Consider the following 16519-nt stretch of genomic DNA (forward strand, 5'->3'; position numbering starts at 1 on the left):
TTGACAGCCGTTAGGAGACGCTTCGTGCTGGTCATCGCGCACCTCAGTGACACCCACCTCGACAGCCACCCCCGGTCGGCCGAGCGGACGGCCCGGGTCATGGACTATCTGCACGCCCTGCCACGACAGGTCGACGCGATCCTGATCACCGGGGACATCGCCGACCACGGCGAGGTGGCCGAGTACGAGACCGCCGCGAAGCTCTTCGACTCCTCGCTGCCGGTCATGGTGTGTCCCGGCAACCACGATGTGCGCGACGCGTACCGCAAGGGTCTGCTCGGTGACGACCGCGGCGGCACCGGCCCGATCAACGCCCGCCACGACGTGGCCGGAGCGGTTTTCCTCCTCGCCGACTCCTCCGTGCCCGGTGCCGACGACGGTCACCTGGACGAGGAGACGATGGCCTGGCTCGCCGGCGAGCTGGGTTCGGTGCCGGCCGGGACGCCGACGTTCATCGCCCTGCACCACCCGCCGGTGGTGCTGCACCATCCGGTCATCGACCCGATGCGGCTACTGCCGGCCGACCCCCTGGCCGAGCTCGTCACCGCCCACCCACAGGTCGTCGCCGTGCTGACCGGGCATTTCCACACCGCCGCCGCGAGCACCTTCGCGGGCCGTCCACTGCGGATCGCGCCGGGTGTGGTCTCCACCCTGCGGATGCCCTGGGAGGGCGAGGGGCCGTTGGCCACCCAGACCCAGCCGCCCGGCGTCGCGTTCCACGTGTACGACGACGCCGGACTGCTCACCACCCACTACCGGGTGGTGGTCTGAGGGTGCACGGGGTCGCGGTGCTCGGCTTCCTGCTCGCCGTCGCTCCGATCACCGCCACGCCGGGCACGAGCCTGACCCTGGTCGTGTCGCGGGTCGCCACCGGCGGGCGGCGGCAGGGCTGGTGGGTGATCCTGGGTACGGTCACCGGGCTCTACGTGCACGCCACCCTGGCCGCTGTCGGTCTGGCCGCGCTGGTGCTCCGCTCGTCGCAGGCGTTCTGGGTGGTCAAGCTGGTCGGGGCCGCTTATCTGGTCGGGCTCGGGCTCTGGATGCTCTGGTCCGCGTCGCGCCGTCGTGTGGGGGCGGCACGGCGACCGACGTTTTCCGCCCGAAGGCTGCCCTGGCGGGTGGACCACCCGTACCTGCAAGGGTTGCTCGGCAACGTGCTGAACCCCAAGGCCGCCGCCATCTACCTCACGTTGGCACCGCAGTTCCTGGAACCGGGCCGACCGGTGCTGGTGCCGATGGTGCTTCTCGCCACGGCGCACGCCGCGCTGAACACCTGTTGGCTCGCCGGCTGGACCGTCGTCTCCGGTGCCGCCGCCCGGTTACTGCGCACCGCATCGGTGCGACGAGCGCTCGATCGGCTGACCGGCGTGCTCCTGGTCGGCCTCGGCGTACGCGCGGCGGCGACCTGAGTTTGCCGTGGCCGGCGCATCGCCGACTCTAGGACGGAGCACTGAGGCAAATCAATACTTGAAGAAGTTAAATATTCGCCTTAGATTTCGTCCATGTTTCCTGGGATCGACACCGGTACGTTCGCCGGGCCACCGGCGGCGACGGCGGTCTTCACGACGGTGCTGACCGAGGGGCCGGTGAGTCGGGTCGCGCTCGCCCGCCGGCTCGGGCTCTCCTCCGCCGCCGTCACCAAGGCCGCCCGACCGCTGATCGACCTGGGCTACCTGCACGAACTGGCCGCCACCGAGCGCTCCGGGCCGGGCGCCGGACGCCCCGCCAGCCCTCTCGCGGTACGCGCCGAACGCGAGTTCTTCCTCGGCGTGAAGATCACCGCCGACGAGGTGATCGGCGTGGTCTGCGACCTGCGCGCGCAGGTCCACGCCAGCGCCCGCCGGCCGTTGGACGACCCCGACGTCGACGCGGTCCTCACCGAGGTCGGCCGGCTCGCCGACGACCTGTTCGGCACGTTCCCCGGTGACCGCACCCGGGTCCGCCGACTCGGGCTGACCCTCTCCGGTGACATCGACCGCGGCATCGGCCTGGTGCGCTACTCGCCGTTCCTGCACTGGCGGGACGTGCCGCTGGGCCGACTCGCCGCCCAACGCACCGGTCTCACCGTCACCGTGGAGAACGACGTCAAGGCCCTCACCGCCGCCGAACACTGGTTCGGCGAGGGGGTGGGCGCCGAGTCGTTCGCCCTGGTCACCGTGGGCACCGGCATCGGCTGTGGCCTCGTCGTCAACGGCCGCCTGGTCTCCGGGTCGTACGGCGTGGCCGGCGAGATCGGCCACCTCACCGTCGACGCCACCGGCCCGGACTGCCACTGCGGTGGTCGCGGCTGCGTCGAGTCGATCGCCGGCACCGACGCGATCGTGGCCCAGGCCCGCGACCGCACCGGCCGCCCCGACCTCACCTTCGACGAGGCGGTGGCCCTGGCCCGCGCCGGCCAGGAGCAGGTGCGAGCCGTCTTCGCCCGAGCCGGCGGCGCGATCGGTTGCGGCATCGCGGCCGTCGCGAACCTGGTCGGTCCCACCCGCATCGTCGTGTCCGGTGAGGGGCTGGCCGCGTACGACCTGTTCGACAGCCACATCCGGGCCAGCTTCGAACGGCAGGCCTTCGGCGCCGCCGCGCGGTGCCCCCTCTCCATCCGCCCGTTGCCCTTCGAGGAGTGGGCCCGCGCGGCGGCGGCCGTGAGCATCCAGTCGCTCGTCGTCCCCTGACCCGGCGTCATCCCGGCCATCGGCCGTCCATAGCGCCCGACCCACCGTGCCACCAGGAGGTTGACCATGTCGTCACCGACAACCCCGCGTAGACAGCCCCGCACCCGGGTGCCGCTCGTCGCGGCGGCGCTGGGTGTGCTCCTCGCCGCGGGCGCCGCCCCGGCCCAGGCCGCCCCGACGACGGCCGCACCCCCGGCCGCCCCCGCGCCGGCCGCGGCGGAGATCGCGCAACTCCCCTTCATGGGGTGGACCAGTTGGACCATGCAGTCCTCGAAGTACCCGGGCCTGAACCCCGACGGCGACTACAGCTACCTCACCGAGGCCAACGTCCTGAAGCAGGCCGACGCCCTCGCCACCAAACTCAAGCCGTACGGCTACGAGTACGTCAACATCGACGCCGGATGGTGGCGCAACAACGACTGGGTGCCGCGCTTCGACCAGTACGCCCGGCAGACCCCCGACCCGGTGCGGTTCCCGCGCGGGATGCAGGCCGTCGCCGAGCACATCCACGGCAAGGGGCTGAAGGCCGGCATCTACCTGCCCGTCGGGCTGGAGAAGGAGGCGTACGCCAACGGCGAAGCGCCGATCTGGAACGCCCCCGACTGCACCACCGCCGACATCGTCTACCCGGACCTGCGCACCACCAACGGTTGGGACAGCGCGTACAAGTTGAACTTCGACAACCCCTGCGCGCAGAGGTACATCGACTCGCAGGCGCAACTCTTCGCCGACTGGGGCTACGACTTCCTGAAGCTCGACGGGGTCGGGCCGGGCTCGTTCAAGTCCGGTGACAACTACGACAACGTGGCCGACGTGGCCGCCTGGCAGCGGGCCATCGCCACCGCCGGCCGCCCGATCCACCTCGAACTGTCCTGGTCGCTCGACATCAACCACGCCGCCGACTGGAAGCGGTACTCCAACGGGTGGCGCATCGACACCGACGTCGAGTGCTACTGCAACACCCTGGTCAGCTGGGAGAACTCGGTCGACGACCGGTTCGACGACGCGCCGGCCTGGAGCCGTAAGGCCGGCCCCGGCGGGTGGAACGACCTCGACTCGCTCAACGTGGGCAACGGCGAGATGGACGGGCTCACCCGGGCCGAGCGGCAGTCGTACGCGACACTGTGGGCGATCTCGAAGTCGCCGCTGTACACCGGGGACGACATCACCCGCCTCGACGACTACGGGTTATCGTTGCTGACCAACCGCGAGGTCATCGCCATCGACCAGAACGGCGGCGCGCCCGCCCGGCCGGTCACCCCCGCCGGCGACCAGCAGGTCTGGGGCGCGAAGAACCCGGACGGCAGCTACACCGTGGCGCTGTTCAACCTCGGCGACGCGCCGGCGTCGGTCACCGCGCACTGGGCGTCGTTCGGGTTCACCGGCAACGCCTCGGTCCGGGACGTGTGGAACCGCCGCGACCTCGGGACGCAGAGGAACGCCATCACGGCGGCGCTGCCCGCGCACGGCTCGCGGTTGTTCACCGTACGGCCGGGCACCGCGCTCACCTCGACCAGCTACGAGGCCGAGGCTCCGGTCAACACCCTGACCGGCAACGCCTCCGTCGGCGGCTGTGACGCCTGCTCCGGCGGTCAGAAGGTCGGCAACCTCTACGTCGGCGGCGCGGTCCGGTTCAACGACGTCACCGTACGCAAGGACGGCATCTACACCGTCGCCGTCTCCTACGTCAGCGGTGACGCGCGATCGGTGCACGTCTCCTCCAACAGCGGCAACGGCAGCTACCTGAAGTTCCCCTCCACGGGTGACTGGGGGACCGTCGAGACGGTCAGCGTCCAACTGGCGCTGAAGGCCGGCGTCAACACCATCACCTTCGACAGCGGCACCTGGTACTCCCCCGACATCGACCGGATCGCCGTACCCCAAACCCTCTGACGTGCCCGGCGCGGCCCGGCGCAACAGCCGGGCCGCGCCGCGCGCATCCCCCGAACGCCCAGGTTGGAGAACCCGACATGGAGATCCGCAGCACGCGCGACAACCACCCCAGCCGTCGCGGCTTCCTCGCGCTGGCCGCCGCCGCCGGCGCGGCCACCACGCTCGGTGGCCTACCCGCCTTCGCCGCGACCCCCGCACCCCGGCGTCCCACCGCGTCGCCGATGCTCGCCCCGAACGTCGCCGCGAGGAACCAGCTCTGGTGGCGGGCACCCGGCTCCGCCACCTCGTTGATCGAGCAGGGCCTGCCGGTGGGGAACGGCCGACTCGGGGCGCTCGCCAGCAACGACCCGTCCCGGGAGTTCCTGACGATCACCGATGCGACGCTCTGGACCGGTGGCCGCAACGACACCCTCGACGGCGACGGGCAGTTCCCCTACGGGCGCGAGGACTTCGGCTCGCTCACCATGCTGGCCACGCTCACCGTCGACATCCCCGGGCACGACCTCGGCGCGGTCGACGCCTACCGCCGCACCCTCGACCTGGCGCAGGGCCTGGTCAGCGCCGCGTACGACATCGGTGGGGTCGGCTACCGACGGGAGATCTTCGCCAGCCGCCCGGACGACGTGATCGTCCTGCACTTCACCTCTGCGGGCGGCACGTACACCGGCACCGTCTCCCTGGCCGGCACCCACGGCGAGTCCACCACCGCCGACCCCACCGGCCGGTACGCGTCGTTCGGCGCATCCTTCGCCAACGGACTGCGCTACGGTGCCGCCGTCACCGCGTACAGCGGCACCGGGACGGTGGCGGTGACCGGGACGTCGATCTCCTTCACCGGCTGCGGGGACCTCACCGTCATCGTCAGCGGCGGCACCTCCTACGCGCCGACCGCCGCCACCGGGTTCCGCGACGACTCGGCGCAACCGGAACGGCTGGCCCGGGACAAGGTCCTGGTCGCGGCGCGAGCGTCGGTCCGCGAGCTGCTGCACACCCATGTCGCCGACGTCCGAATGGCGTTCGAGCGGTTCGCCATCGACCTCGGCACGTCGTCCGCCGCCCAACGGGAGCTGGACACCTGGGAGCGGGTGCAGGCGCGCTGGCGGGACAACGTCCCCGACCCGGAGTTGGAGGCCGCGTACCTCCAGTTCGGCCGGTACCTGCTGATCTCCGGGTCGCGGGGCAGCCTGCCGATCGGTTTGCAGGGCCCGTGGCTGGACGGCAACGACCCGGACTGGATGGGCGACTACCACAGCGACGTCAACATCCAGATGACCTACTGGCCCGCCGACCGGGCCGGCCTCACCGACACCTTCGACGCGTACGCGGACTACTGCGTGTCGCAGTTGCCGGTCTGGACCGAGGTCACCCAGCGGCTCTTCAACACCCCGACCAACAGGTTCCGCAACACCAGCGGCCGGGTCGCCGGGTGGGCCGTCGCCTTCTCCACCAACCCGTACGGCGGGAGCGGGTGGTGGTGGCACCCGAGCGGTAACGCGTGGCTCTGCCAGAACCTGTTCGAGCACTACGAGTACACCCAGGACCGCGCCTACCTGGCGAAGATCTACCCGGTCGTCAAGGGTGCCGTGGAGTTCTGGGAGACCCGACTCGTCACCGCGACCGTCACCGACGCGTCCGGCGTCGCGCGTGAGGTGCTGGTCGCCGACCGGGACTGGTCGGCCGAGCACGGGCCGCAGGACACCCGGGGCAACACCTACTCCCAGGAACTGGTGTGGAACCTCTTCGAGAACTACCACACCGCCGCCCGGGTGCTCGGCCGCGACGCCGACCACGCCCAAAGCGTCGACGCGCTCCGCAAGCGCCTCTACCTGCCGGAGGTCAGCCCCACCTCGGGCTGGTTGCAGGAGTGGATGTCACCGGACAACCTCGGGGAGACCACGCACCGGCACCTCTCCCCCCTGATCGGTCTCTTCCCCGGTGACCGGATCCGCCCGGACGGCTCCACCCCCGCCGCGATCGTCGCCGGCGCCACCGCCCTGCTCACCGCGCGCGGCATGAACAGCTTCGGTTGGGCCAACGCGTGGCGCAGCCTGTGCTGGGCCCGGCTGAAGAACGCGGAGAAGGCGTACCAACTCGTCGTCAACAACCTGCGGCCGTCGACGAACGGCAGCAACGGCAGCGCCATGAACCTCTTCGACATCTACGAGACGAACCCCGGCCGGGGCATCTTCCAGATCGACGCGAACCTCGGCACCCCCGCCGCGGTCGTCGAGATGCTGCTCTACTCCCGGCCCGGTCACGTCGAGTTGCTGCCGGCGCTGCCCGCCGCCTGGGCGTCCGCCGGTTCGGTGGCCGGCGTCGGCGTACGCGGTGGTTTCACCGCCGACCTCAGCTGGCGCGACGGGCGGGTCACCCAGGCCCGGTTGACAAGCGTCGGTGGCCGCAGCACGACCGTGCTGGCCAACGGCCGGTCCCGCCAGGTCACCCTGCGCCCCGGCGAGTCGGTCACCCTGAGGAACCTCTGATGCGGGCCGGCTTCGCCCGGCGCGGGGCGGCCGCAGTCGTCGCCGCGCTGCTCTGCGTACCCCTGGTCGGGTCGGCGGCGCAGGCGCGGACACGGCTCGACCCGGCGGCCGGTGACGGCCGGCACTTCGCGGTCACCTGGGCCGCCAGTGCCGACCGGCAGGGCCCCGGGCCCGCCGAGCGCAGCTACCGGCTGGTGGTGCGCACCAGCGTCGGCGGGGACGCGCTGCGGATCCGCCTCACCAACGCCTTCGGCGAGCACCCGGTGACCTTCACCAGCGCGTACGCCGGGTTGCAGCGGCAGGGCGCCGAGCTGGTCCGGGGCAGCAACCGGCGGCTGACGTTCGGCGGGCAGCCGTCGGTCACCGTCGCGGCCGGGGAGACGATCCTCAGCGACCCGCTGCCCGGCCGACTGGCCGCCCAGAGCAACCTCGTGGTGAGCCTCTACGTCACCGGGGCGCAGGGCCCGACGAGCGGGCACGGCATGGCCCTGCAGACGTCGTACGCGACCGCCGGTGACCACGCCGCCGAGGAGGCGGCGACCAACTGGACCGACTCGATGACCTCCTGGTACTGGCTGGACGCCGTCAGCGTGCGGACGTCAACCGCGACCCGCTCGGTGGTCGCCCTCGGTGACTCCATCACCGACGGGTGGGCCTCCAGCACGGATGCGAACCGGCGCTGGCCCGACTACCTCTCCCGACGGCTGCAGGCCGCGCCGGACAGCCCGGTCAGGGGCGTGGCCAACGCCGGCATCTCCGGCAACAAGGTGCTCGCCGACGGCGCCGGGGAGGCCGCGCCGCGCCGGTTCGACCGTGACGTGCTCTCCCAGCCGGGGGCCGACACGGTGTTCGTGTTCGAGGGCATCAACGACATCAAGGCGCACACCGGCGTGACCGTGGACGACCTGACCACGGGCTACCGGCAACTGGCCGACCGGGCGCACGCGGCCGGCCGGTGCGTCGTCGGCGCCACGGTCATGGCCTACAAGGGCTGGCCGGAGTACGACGCCGCCGGGGAGGCCGTGCGCCAGGGCGTCAACGACTGGATCCGGCACAGCGGCGTGTTCGACGCCGTGGTCGACTTCGACCGGGTCACCCGCAGCCCGTACGACCCGCAGGCACTGCTGCCGTTCTTCGACAGCGGAGATCACCTCCACCCGAACGACAAGGGCATGCAGGCGATGGCGGACGCCGTCGACCTGGCCGCGTTGCGCTGCGACAGGTGAGCGATCGACGGGGATGACACGCCCCGCTTGGTACCGATAGCGTCCCTGACTGGACGATCAACGTCCAGGCCGATGTCACCGGAGGAGACGCCGATGTTCGAGGAGTTCATGGGCATCCCGGCCCACCCCCTGGTGCTGCACGCCGCGGTCACGTTCGTGCCGCTGCTGGCCCTGCTGGCGGTCGGTTACGCGTTCGTCCCGCCGATCCGGCCGCACACCCGGTGGGTGCTGGGACTGCTCGCCGTGGGTGCGCCGGTCGCCGCCCTGCTGACGAAGCTCTCCGGGGACGCCTTCCTCGAGCGCATGCGCGCCGCCAACCGGGTCACCCCCGAGTTCCTCCCGAAGCTGCAGGCGCACCAGGAGCTCGGTGACCTCACGCTCTACACCAGCATCGGGTTGGGAGTGGTGGCCCTGGCACTGGTCCGGTTCGTCCCACCGCGCCCCGCCGAGGGTGTGCGCCCCCGGCTGCTGACCCCGGCGTTGCAGGTGGTGTCGCTGGTGGCCGCCGCCGTCACCGTGTACTACGTGGTTCGCACCGGCGACTCCGGGGCGAAGGCGGTGTGGGAGGGCCAGTGACGGTCAGCGACACAGAGCGGTGGTGCGGCCCGGCCGGAGCCGGGCCGCACCACCGCGTCGACCGTCAGCCGGCGTGGTACGCCCGGATGATGGTCTGGTCGATTCCGCTACCGCCGTTGGCGGCGGCCTTCACCCGTAGCGACACGGGCTGCCCGGATGTGGCCTTCGGCAACGCGACCCGGTAGCTGTCGCCGCTGCCGGTGACTCGGGCCGACGTCCAGGTGGCGCCGTCGTCGGTCGAGGTCCAGACCTGGAACGACGTCACCTTCTGCGTCTTCACACCGTGCGCCTGCCGGACGGCCAGCTCGGCCGTTCCGTCGACCGGGTGGTTGTTGTGGTCCATCGGCAGGGCGTAGTCGACCGCGAGCAGCGGCAACGGCGCGCTCCCGGTTCCGTCGGGGCCGGCGGACCGGAACGTCCACGAGGTGTTGACCCTGGTCGAGATCGGCAGGATCAGGCTCGTGTCGACGTCGAGGGTCACCCGGTAGTCGGCCATCGACTGCGGGACGGTGAAGTCGCCGTACGGGCCGGACCGCTCGTCGACCAGCTTGCCGTTGCGGTACAGCGACAGCTTGCGCTTCACGCCGATCGCCTCGCCCTGGAGGCAGTCGGCCCGCTGGTGCTGGTCGGTCAGCGACACCAGGTCGAGGTGCAGGTTGCCCCGGGTCCGCGACGGCGCGGTGGCGCAGCTCCACTCGGCCCCGGCAGGGTCGTCGTACCAGTCGGAGTGCAGGGGCTGACGCGCCCAGATCTTGGTCTGCCGGCTGCCCGGCTGGTAGCTGCGGGGTGCCTCGTCGGCGGCCAGCCCGCCGTAGACGCCCTGGTCGGCCCAGAGGATGTCGGGCGAGAGGTAGTCGGTCCGGTACGGCGGCAGGTTCCCCTCGTGGGTCTGGGTCACCCCCACCCCGTCGCGGGTCATGCCGGTACGGACCAGTTGGGTGAACATCTCCGGCGAATCCGTCTGGTGGAACCGCTCGTCGATCCGGGCCAGCTTGGCCTGCTCCGCCCGAGTGACGCGGAAGGCGGGGTCGGCCGGTACGCCGCCCGCGTACTCGTGCACCAGGTTGTAGCGGTACGGGTTGGCGGTGCCGGCCGGCGAGTCCAGGTTGACGGCCGCCCAGGTGCGCCGGGAGCCGACGGTGGGCTTGGGCAGCGCGGTGGTGCGGACCGTCGTCTTGGTCCCGTACCCGCTGATCTGGTGCCACCAGGACAGGCCGTTCGGCGCGGTCTGGACGTTGGTGAAGTCGGTCCGGGTGGGCGTGGTGGGCACCCCGTCGACAGTCGCCGTCACCGGCTTGGCCCGCGCCGGGTCGAGCGTCACGCTCCGGGTGCCGCGCACGTCCAGGTCGGCCTCCGCGGCGAGCGTCGTCTCCAGCACGTCACTGTCGACGTAGTAGGCGACGGACGAGCCGAGGATCGCGTACCGGCCGGCCGGAACCCGCAGCGTGAAGGTGTCTCCGGGCGTACCGCCCGCGCCGCCGTAGTAGATCACCGGGTCGGTGAGGTTGGTGACCATCAGGTTGATCCAGCTCTCCGCGCCGTCCTTCAGGCCCGGCAGCGGCTTCGTCTGGATCGTCAGGTCGTAGCTGGGCTGCTCGACGTAGAAGCTCACCGGGGTCGTCGAGACCAGCCTGCGGCCGGAACGGGCGGTGACGGTGGCCAGGTAGAAGCCCGGTCGGGCGGCCAGCGCCGCACGGTTGACCCGCAGGGTCGCCGAGGCGGTGGTGCCGTGCGTGAGCGTCAGCCGGCTCGTCGAGAGCGACGCCGCGCCGCGCGGCACCGGTTGGCCGTCGTGGTTGACGACCGACACGTCGAGGTCGAGAACGGCCGTCGACTCTCCGGCCCAGCTCAGCTTCGTCTCGCTGGTGCCGGACTGCGGGTAGGCGAAGGTGCCGAGGTTGACCACCGGCTGGTTGCTGGTGGGGCCGCCGAGGGCCCGGGCCGCGTTGAGCCGACCGGCGCCGACGGCGTACGGGTCGACGCCGGTGAGCGGGTCGGCGGCACCGACGAGGGCGGCCTTGAGCCGCTCACCGGTCCAGTCCGGGTGGCGCTGGGCGAGCAGCGCGGCGGCGCCCGCCACGTGCGGGCTCGCCATCGAGGTGCCGCTGATCGCCTCGTAGTACCTGTCGATCGGATCCTGCAGGTTGGTGCCGGCGGCCCGGGCGGCGACGATGTCGACACCGGGCGCGACCAGTTCCGGCTTGGCCACGTTGCTGGTGACCAGGGGCCCGCGGCTGGAGAAGCCGGCGAGCTTGTCGTTCCGGTCGACCGCGCCGACGGTCAGCGCGCTGGCGGCCGAGCCCGGCGATGAGATGGCGGCGCCGCTGTTGCCTGCGGCGATGACGAAGAGCGCGCCGGTGGACCTGCTCAGACCGTCGACGGCGAGCGACAGCGGGTCGTTGCCGTCGTCCGGGGCGCTGCCGCCGAGGCTCATGTTGATGACGTCGGCCCGGGTGGCGGCCCACTGCATGCCGGCGATGATGCCGGAGTCCGCGCCGGAGCCGTGGTCGTCGAGAACCTTGCCGATCACCAGCTTGGCGTCCGGCGCCACGCCGCGACGCTGGCCGTGGGCGGCCGCGCCGGTGCCGGCGATGGTCGAGGCGACGTGCGTACCGTGGCCGTTGTGGTCGACGGCGTCACCGCCCTCGGCGGTGAAGTCGGCCCGGTCGGCGACCCGGCCGACCAGGTCCGGGTGGGTGAAGTCGGCGCCGGTGTCGAGCACCGCGACCCGGACGCCCTTGCCGGTGTAGCCGGCCTTCCAGGCGTCCGGCGCGGCGATCTGGCCGAGGTTGCGGTCCAGGCCGGCGGGTCGCCCACCGCCGGTCAGGGCGGTGGCCCGGACCTTGCGGTCGAGCCAGACCTTCTTCGCGCCGGCGAGCAGCGAGTTGGTCGCGAGCTTCGCGGTGGCCGGGCTCTTCTTGGGTACGCGGCCGGCGACCGCACCGATGCTGGGCAACGACAGTACGTCACCGAGTGCGGCCACCCGGGCGGACGCGGTGGCGGGCTGCACGATGAGCGGCAGCTCGGCGGAGTTGTCGTCGTCGTAGCCGTCGGCGATCAACGTGGTGACGTCGAACAGGTCGGGGTCGAGGACCGAGCCGACCTGGGACGCGACGCGGGCGGGAATGACGTGCAGGTGGCCGTCGGGGCCGCAGCTCTGGAGGATCACCGCGTTCTCGTCGGCCGGCCGCACCGTGGCCTGCGGGCAGCCCGACCCGGTGTCCCGTACGGTCACCATGTCCCCGGTCAGCAGGGTGACGGTGTGCGTCTTCTGGTCGGCCGAGGCTGGGGGTGTGCCGGTCCGACCGATGTCGCTGGTCCCGGCTGTGGCAGCGCCGCCCGGTAGGGCGGTCAGCGTCGTGGCCGTGACGGCGACGGCCAACAGCCACCGCGTTTTCCTGAGCATGATGCTCCTCGTCTAATGTGGACGAAGCCGCCTCTTCGGGCGACTTCGGCAAGATCATATGCAGGCAGAGGATCATCCGGGCACCCTTCGACCGAGGGGTTTTCCGGCCCGTGCGCTGAGGATTTCGGCGCTGTTTCACGACCGGGCTCGGTTCGATGTCGTTTCGATTGCCGCCCGCCTGGACCGGCAGCGATGATGTGGACGACGGATGCGTCCCCGGCCGAAGGGATCGACGGGACGCCGACCCGGACCTAGCATGGCGACGAATGGATCTTCGAGATTGGCCCCCTGCCGACCCCGGCAACCAGCCCAACCGAAGGGAGACGCGCATGCGTCGACCCCGTCATCTGGCACTCCTGAGCGTCGGCGTGTCCGGCGCCCTGGTCCTCGGCGCAGCCCCACCAGCGGCTGCGGCTCCGCCCGCGCCCACCACGCCCACCGGCATCGTGGTCAGCGACGGCATGACCCAACCGGTGTTCTCGCTCGCCGACGCGATCGAGGAGCGGGTGTTCGTCCAGACCCCGGTGGACACCGACCACGACGGTCGACCCGACCGGGTGGCGATCGACATCTCCCGCCCCCGGGAAACCGCCACGCAGGGCTTCAAGGTGCCGGTCATCTTCGAGCACAGCCCGTACCGCAAGGGCACCTGGGGGGACGTGCCGTACCCGAGCGTGCTTGTCGACGACCTGCCGCAGAACGGCCTGACCGACCGCAACGGGCGTCGCGCACTCGACGCCGGCGCACAGCGGGCCCAGGCGAAGGCCAACCTGCCCGGCTCGCTGGACGACTACTACGTGCCCCGCGGGTACGCGGTGGTGCTCGGCCAGAGCGTCGGCACCGGCGACTCGGACGGCTGCCCGACCAGCGGCGACCAGGCCGAGACGCTCGGCACCAAGGCGGTCATCGACTGGCTCAACGGCCGGGCGAAGGGGTACGACGCGAACGGCGCCCCGATCACCGCCGGCTGGACCACCGGCGCGGTCGGCATGACCGGCGTCTCCTACAACGGGACGCTGCCCAACCAGGTGGCCACCACGGGCGTCAAGGGGCTCAAGACCATCGTGCCGGTCTCCGCGATCAGCAGCTGGTACGACTACTACCGGGCCAACGGTCTGGTCGTCGCACCCGGGACGTTCCAGGGTGAGGACCTCGACATCCTGGCCCAGTACACCGCCGGGCAGACCCGCGCCGAAGGACCCTGCGCCGACGAACTCGCGGAGATCACCGCGAAGCAGGACCGGGTCACCGGCGACTACTCGACGTTCTGGCGCGACCGCGACTACCTCGACGCCCGCGACGTCAAGGCCAGCGTCTTCGTCGTGCACGGCCTCAACGACTGGAACGTCAAGACCGAGCACTTCGCCGGCTGGTGGGACCAGCTCGCCAAGCGCGACGTCCCCCGCAAGATCTGGCTGCACCAGGGCGGCCACGGCGGCCCGGGCAGCAGCGCGTCGGTGACCCTGCCCAGTGGTCAGACGTGGACGTACAAGCAGACCGAGAACCGCTGGTTCGACTTCTGGCTGTGGAACGTACGCAACGGCATCATGGACGAACCGACGGCGGTGCTCCAGCGCGAGGACCGCGCCTACACCACGTACGCCAACTGGCCCGACCCGGCCGCGCGGGAGGTCGGCCTGCGCTTCGCGGCCACCGACGCCACCGCACCCGGCGCGCTCACCACCGGCAAGCCGCCGAAGGCCAAGGTCGAGCAGAGCTTCGTCGACGAGGGCCGGACCATCCACCCGGACACCCTGGTGTCCAACCCGGACACCGGGAGCGCCAACCGACTCGCCTACCGCTCCCCCGAGCTGACCCAGAGCGTGCGTATCTCCGGGCGTCCGGAGATGCGGCTGCGGATGGCGATCGACAACAAGCCGGACGCGAACCTCACCGCGTACCTGGTCGACTACGGCCCGGCCGGGTCGACCGCCGCCCCGACCGTGGTGACGCGAGGTTGGATGGACCCGCAGAACCGCAAGGGCGCCGCGCGCACCGAGCCGGTCAAGCAGGGCAAGCTGTACGACTACCGGTGGACCATGGAGCCGAAGGACTACATCTTCCCGGCCGGGCACCGGATCGGTGTGGTCGTCTTCTCCAGCGACCAGGAGTACACCCTGCTGCCGTTGGGCGGCACCGAACTGCGGGTCGCACCGAACGACAGCGAACTGCGGCTGCCGGTGGTCGGCGGGCGGAGCGTCCTCGGGTTCTGATCGCATCCCCGCACTCCCGGGTGGGGCAGTCCGACGCGTTCGGGCTGCCCCTACCCGCACGTCGGGACCACTCCGCCGCCGCAGATCCGCGCCGCCGATGCCGCTGCCCAGCGTGATCCACTCGACTTCCTTGAAGTCGCGGGGTTCCCGGCACCGGGACACCGCGGTTTCCGTGAACCCGAGTCGATCACGCCGTTCGTCCGCGGTGTCCGGCTCACGCTGGCTGCCCCCGCTCGCCCCGTGCTGGTCGGTCGGTCACGGCCGCGAGATCGTGCTCGATCCTGGATGTAGTGGCCTCGCGGCGCGGGGAGGGGCCTGCTTCCTGGATCGAGCACGATCATGCGGGTCGCGAGGTGCCGTACCGGGCGTTGTCCCTGCCCAGGCCAGTCGGCACGACGGTCGGCCCCGAGTCGGCCCGGGCCGCACCGCGCCGTGACCCCAGACCGGGCGATCCGCCCGACGCTCTCCCCCGAGTCAGGCCCGGCCGCACCGCGCACCGACCTCAGACCCGGCCGACCCGCACGACGCCCCTGCCTCAAGACGGACCAGGTCGCACCGGGCACCAACCTCAGACCCGGCCGACCCGCACGACGCCCCTGCCTCAAATCGGGGCCGGACCCAAACTGCGCACCGACCTCAAACCGGGCCGATCTGTCCGATCCTGTGCCCGTGCCCGTGCCCCTCCCCTCCGGCCCGGTCCAGGCGCGCGAACGGCGCAGACCCTCATGATCCACTCGGCTTTCATGACGTCGGGGTATCCCCGGCACCCGGACACCGCGACTTTCAGGAACCCGAGTGGATCACGCCACCTCGTCCGGCCTGTCCATTTCGCCGGGTGGGCAGGCTGGGCGGGTTGTCGGGTTTGGGCCGTTGGTGTCGGGTGGTCGGGGCCACCCCGGCGGCGGAATCGGCGGCCGGACCGGGTCGTTATACCTGGCAGGCCACCGCAACAGTCCGGGTCATTGGCCCGCCGGCCCCGCCGGGAACACCTGCCAGGTCGCCCCGGTTACACCCCCCGCACGGCCGAGCACCACAACAGGCCGACCCCCACGGGGTAGGCGGAATGATCCGCCACCGCGAACGGTTACATCCTGTCCCGACGCCGACCCCCTCGCGGGTCACCGGGCAGAACCCCTCGAACTTTCCCCGCACGGTCGCACTGACCCCCCGTTGAGTGTTGTGCGGGCACCCCCCGATGCAGAGGAGCACGCCACCATGCGTACCGATCTGATCCGTAAGACCGCCCTGACCGCCGCTGGCCTCGCCTTCACCGGTGGCGCCATCGCCGGCCCCGTCACCACCGCCTTCGCCGCCCCCAGCACCGCCAAGCCCACCACCCAAACCCAGACCGACCGTAAGGGTCACGGTGAGCGGGAACTCGGTGTGCGCTACGAGGCCCAGCCGAACTTCTACTACTGCGGGCCCGCCGCCACCCGAAACGCCCTGAGTGTGCAGGGCAAGAACATCAACGTTGATGACATGGCCAAGGAAATGGGCACCACCGAGGCCGGCACCAACTCCATCAACGACATCACCCCCGTCCTGAACAAGGAAACCGGCAAGAACAACGCCTACCGGTCCGTGGAGATCAGCACCCCCGACGCCGACGCCAAGCAGACCGACACGCTGCGCGCCGACATCGTCAAGACCGTCGACGACGGCCGCGCCGTGGTCGCCAACATCGCCGGCACCAGCACCGACACCGACGGTGTCACCCACTCCTACGAGGGCGGGCACTACATCAGCGTCGTCGGCTACCGCGACAACGGCAACACCGTCACCATCGCCGACTCCGCCGACCCCAACCAGGCCGCCTACCAGATCACCGTCGAGCACCTCGCCGACTGGATCGCCACCCGCGGCTACGCCACCAGCTGACCCCACACACCAGCACACCAGCACACCAGCACACACCACGCACCACGCACGAAGCGAAGGGCCGGACCCCACCACGGGGCCCGGCCCTTCGTCGTCATTTCCACCAACTGCCGCACGTATTGACAATTGTCGACTTCGGCGTGAGGCTGAAGGGCAGTGAGAGCGCTCTCTGGCG

Annotated in this window: 10 protein-coding genes; 9 read left to right on the top strand and 1 reads right to left on the bottom strand. The window is 71.3% G+C overall.

Annotated elements, in window-relative coordinates; genetic code table 11:
- Window positions 1-24: 24 nt before the first annotated feature.
- The 7 genes from PSH25_RS31580 to PSH25_RS31610 all read left to right on the top strand — a co-directional run bounded on the left by PSH25_RS31580 (window position 25) and on the right by PSH25_RS31610 (window position 8847).
- Window positions 25-771 carry a metallophosphoesterase gene (locus tag PSH25_RS31580; protein ID WP_238662535.1) on the top strand — a complete coding sequence of 249 codons (747 nt, stop codon included), beginning with the start codon at window positions 25-27 and terminating at the stop codon, window positions 769-771.
- Window positions 772-773: 2 nt separating this feature from the next.
- Window positions 774-1409 carry a LysE family translocator gene (locus PSH25_RS31585; protein ID WP_238662536.1) on the top strand — a complete coding sequence of 212 codons (636 nt, stop codon included), beginning with the start codon at window positions 774-776 and terminating at the stop codon, window positions 1407-1409.
- Window positions 1410-1502: 93 nt separating this feature from the next.
- Window positions 1503-2669 carry an ROK family transcriptional regulator gene (locus tag PSH25_RS31590; RefSeq protein ID WP_238662537.1) on the top strand — a complete coding sequence of 389 codons (1167 nt, stop codon included), beginning with the start codon at window positions 1503-1505 and terminating at the stop codon, window positions 2667-2669.
- A 66-nt stretch (window positions 2670-2735) separates the two neighbouring features.
- Complete coding sequence (locus tag PSH25_RS31595) at window positions 2736-4562, top strand: alpha-galactosidase D (RefSeq protein WP_238662538.1); 1827 nt, start codon at window positions 2736-2738, stop codon at window positions 4560-4562.
- A gap of 77 nt (window positions 4563-4639) precedes the next feature.
- Window positions 4640-7045 carry a glycosyl hydrolase family 95 catalytic domain-containing protein gene (locus PSH25_RS31600; protein ID WP_238662539.1) on the top strand — a complete coding sequence of 802 codons (2406 nt, stop codon included), beginning with the start codon at window positions 4640-4642 and terminating at the stop codon, window positions 7043-7045.
- Window positions 7045-8271 carry an SGNH/GDSL hydrolase family protein gene (locus PSH25_RS31605; protein WP_238662540.1) on the top strand — a complete coding sequence of 409 codons (1227 nt, stop codon included), beginning with the start codon at window positions 7045-7047 and terminating at the stop codon, window positions 8269-8271. The genes PSH25_RS31600 and PSH25_RS31605 overlap by 1 nt, the downstream gene beginning before the upstream one ends.
- A gap of 93 nt (window positions 8272-8364) precedes the next feature.
- The gene (locus PSH25_RS31610) at window positions 8365-8847 is read left to right on the top strand and encodes a DUF2231 domain-containing protein (RefSeq protein ID WP_238662541.1); all 483 of its coding nucleotides are present in this window, start codon (window positions 8365-8367) and stop codon (window positions 8845-8847) included.
- A 64-nt stretch (window positions 8848-8911) separates the two neighbouring features.
- On the opposite strand, the gene PSH25_RS31615 is transcribed toward PSH25_RS31610, so the two are convergent.
- A complete protein-coding gene (locus PSH25_RS31615; protein WP_238662542.1) occupies window positions 8912-12253 on the bottom strand; it encodes a S8 family peptidase in 3342 nt (1113 codons plus the stop codon).
- Between the two features lie 329 nt (window positions 12254-12582).
- Between PSH25_RS31615 and PSH25_RS31620 the strand changes: the two genes are divergently transcribed.
- Window positions 12583-14466 (top strand): Xaa-Pro dipeptidyl-peptidase, encoded by a 1884-nt coding sequence (locus PSH25_RS31620; protein ID WP_238662543.1) that lies wholly within the window; start codon window positions 12583-12585, stop codon window positions 14464-14466.
- Between the two features lie 1215 nt (window positions 14467-15681).
- Window positions 15682-16344: a C39 family peptidase gene (locus tag PSH25_RS31625; protein ID WP_238662544.1), complete on the top strand. Its 663-nt coding sequence runs from the start codon at window positions 15682-15684 to the stop codon at window positions 16342-16344.
- Window positions 16345-16519 lie beyond the last annotated feature (175 nt).

It is taken from the genome of Micromonospora foliorum (genome assembly GCF_022229015.1).
GTDB classification, from domain to species: Bacteria; Actinomycetota; Actinomycetes; order Mycobacteriales; family Micromonosporaceae; genus Micromonospora; species Micromonospora foliorum.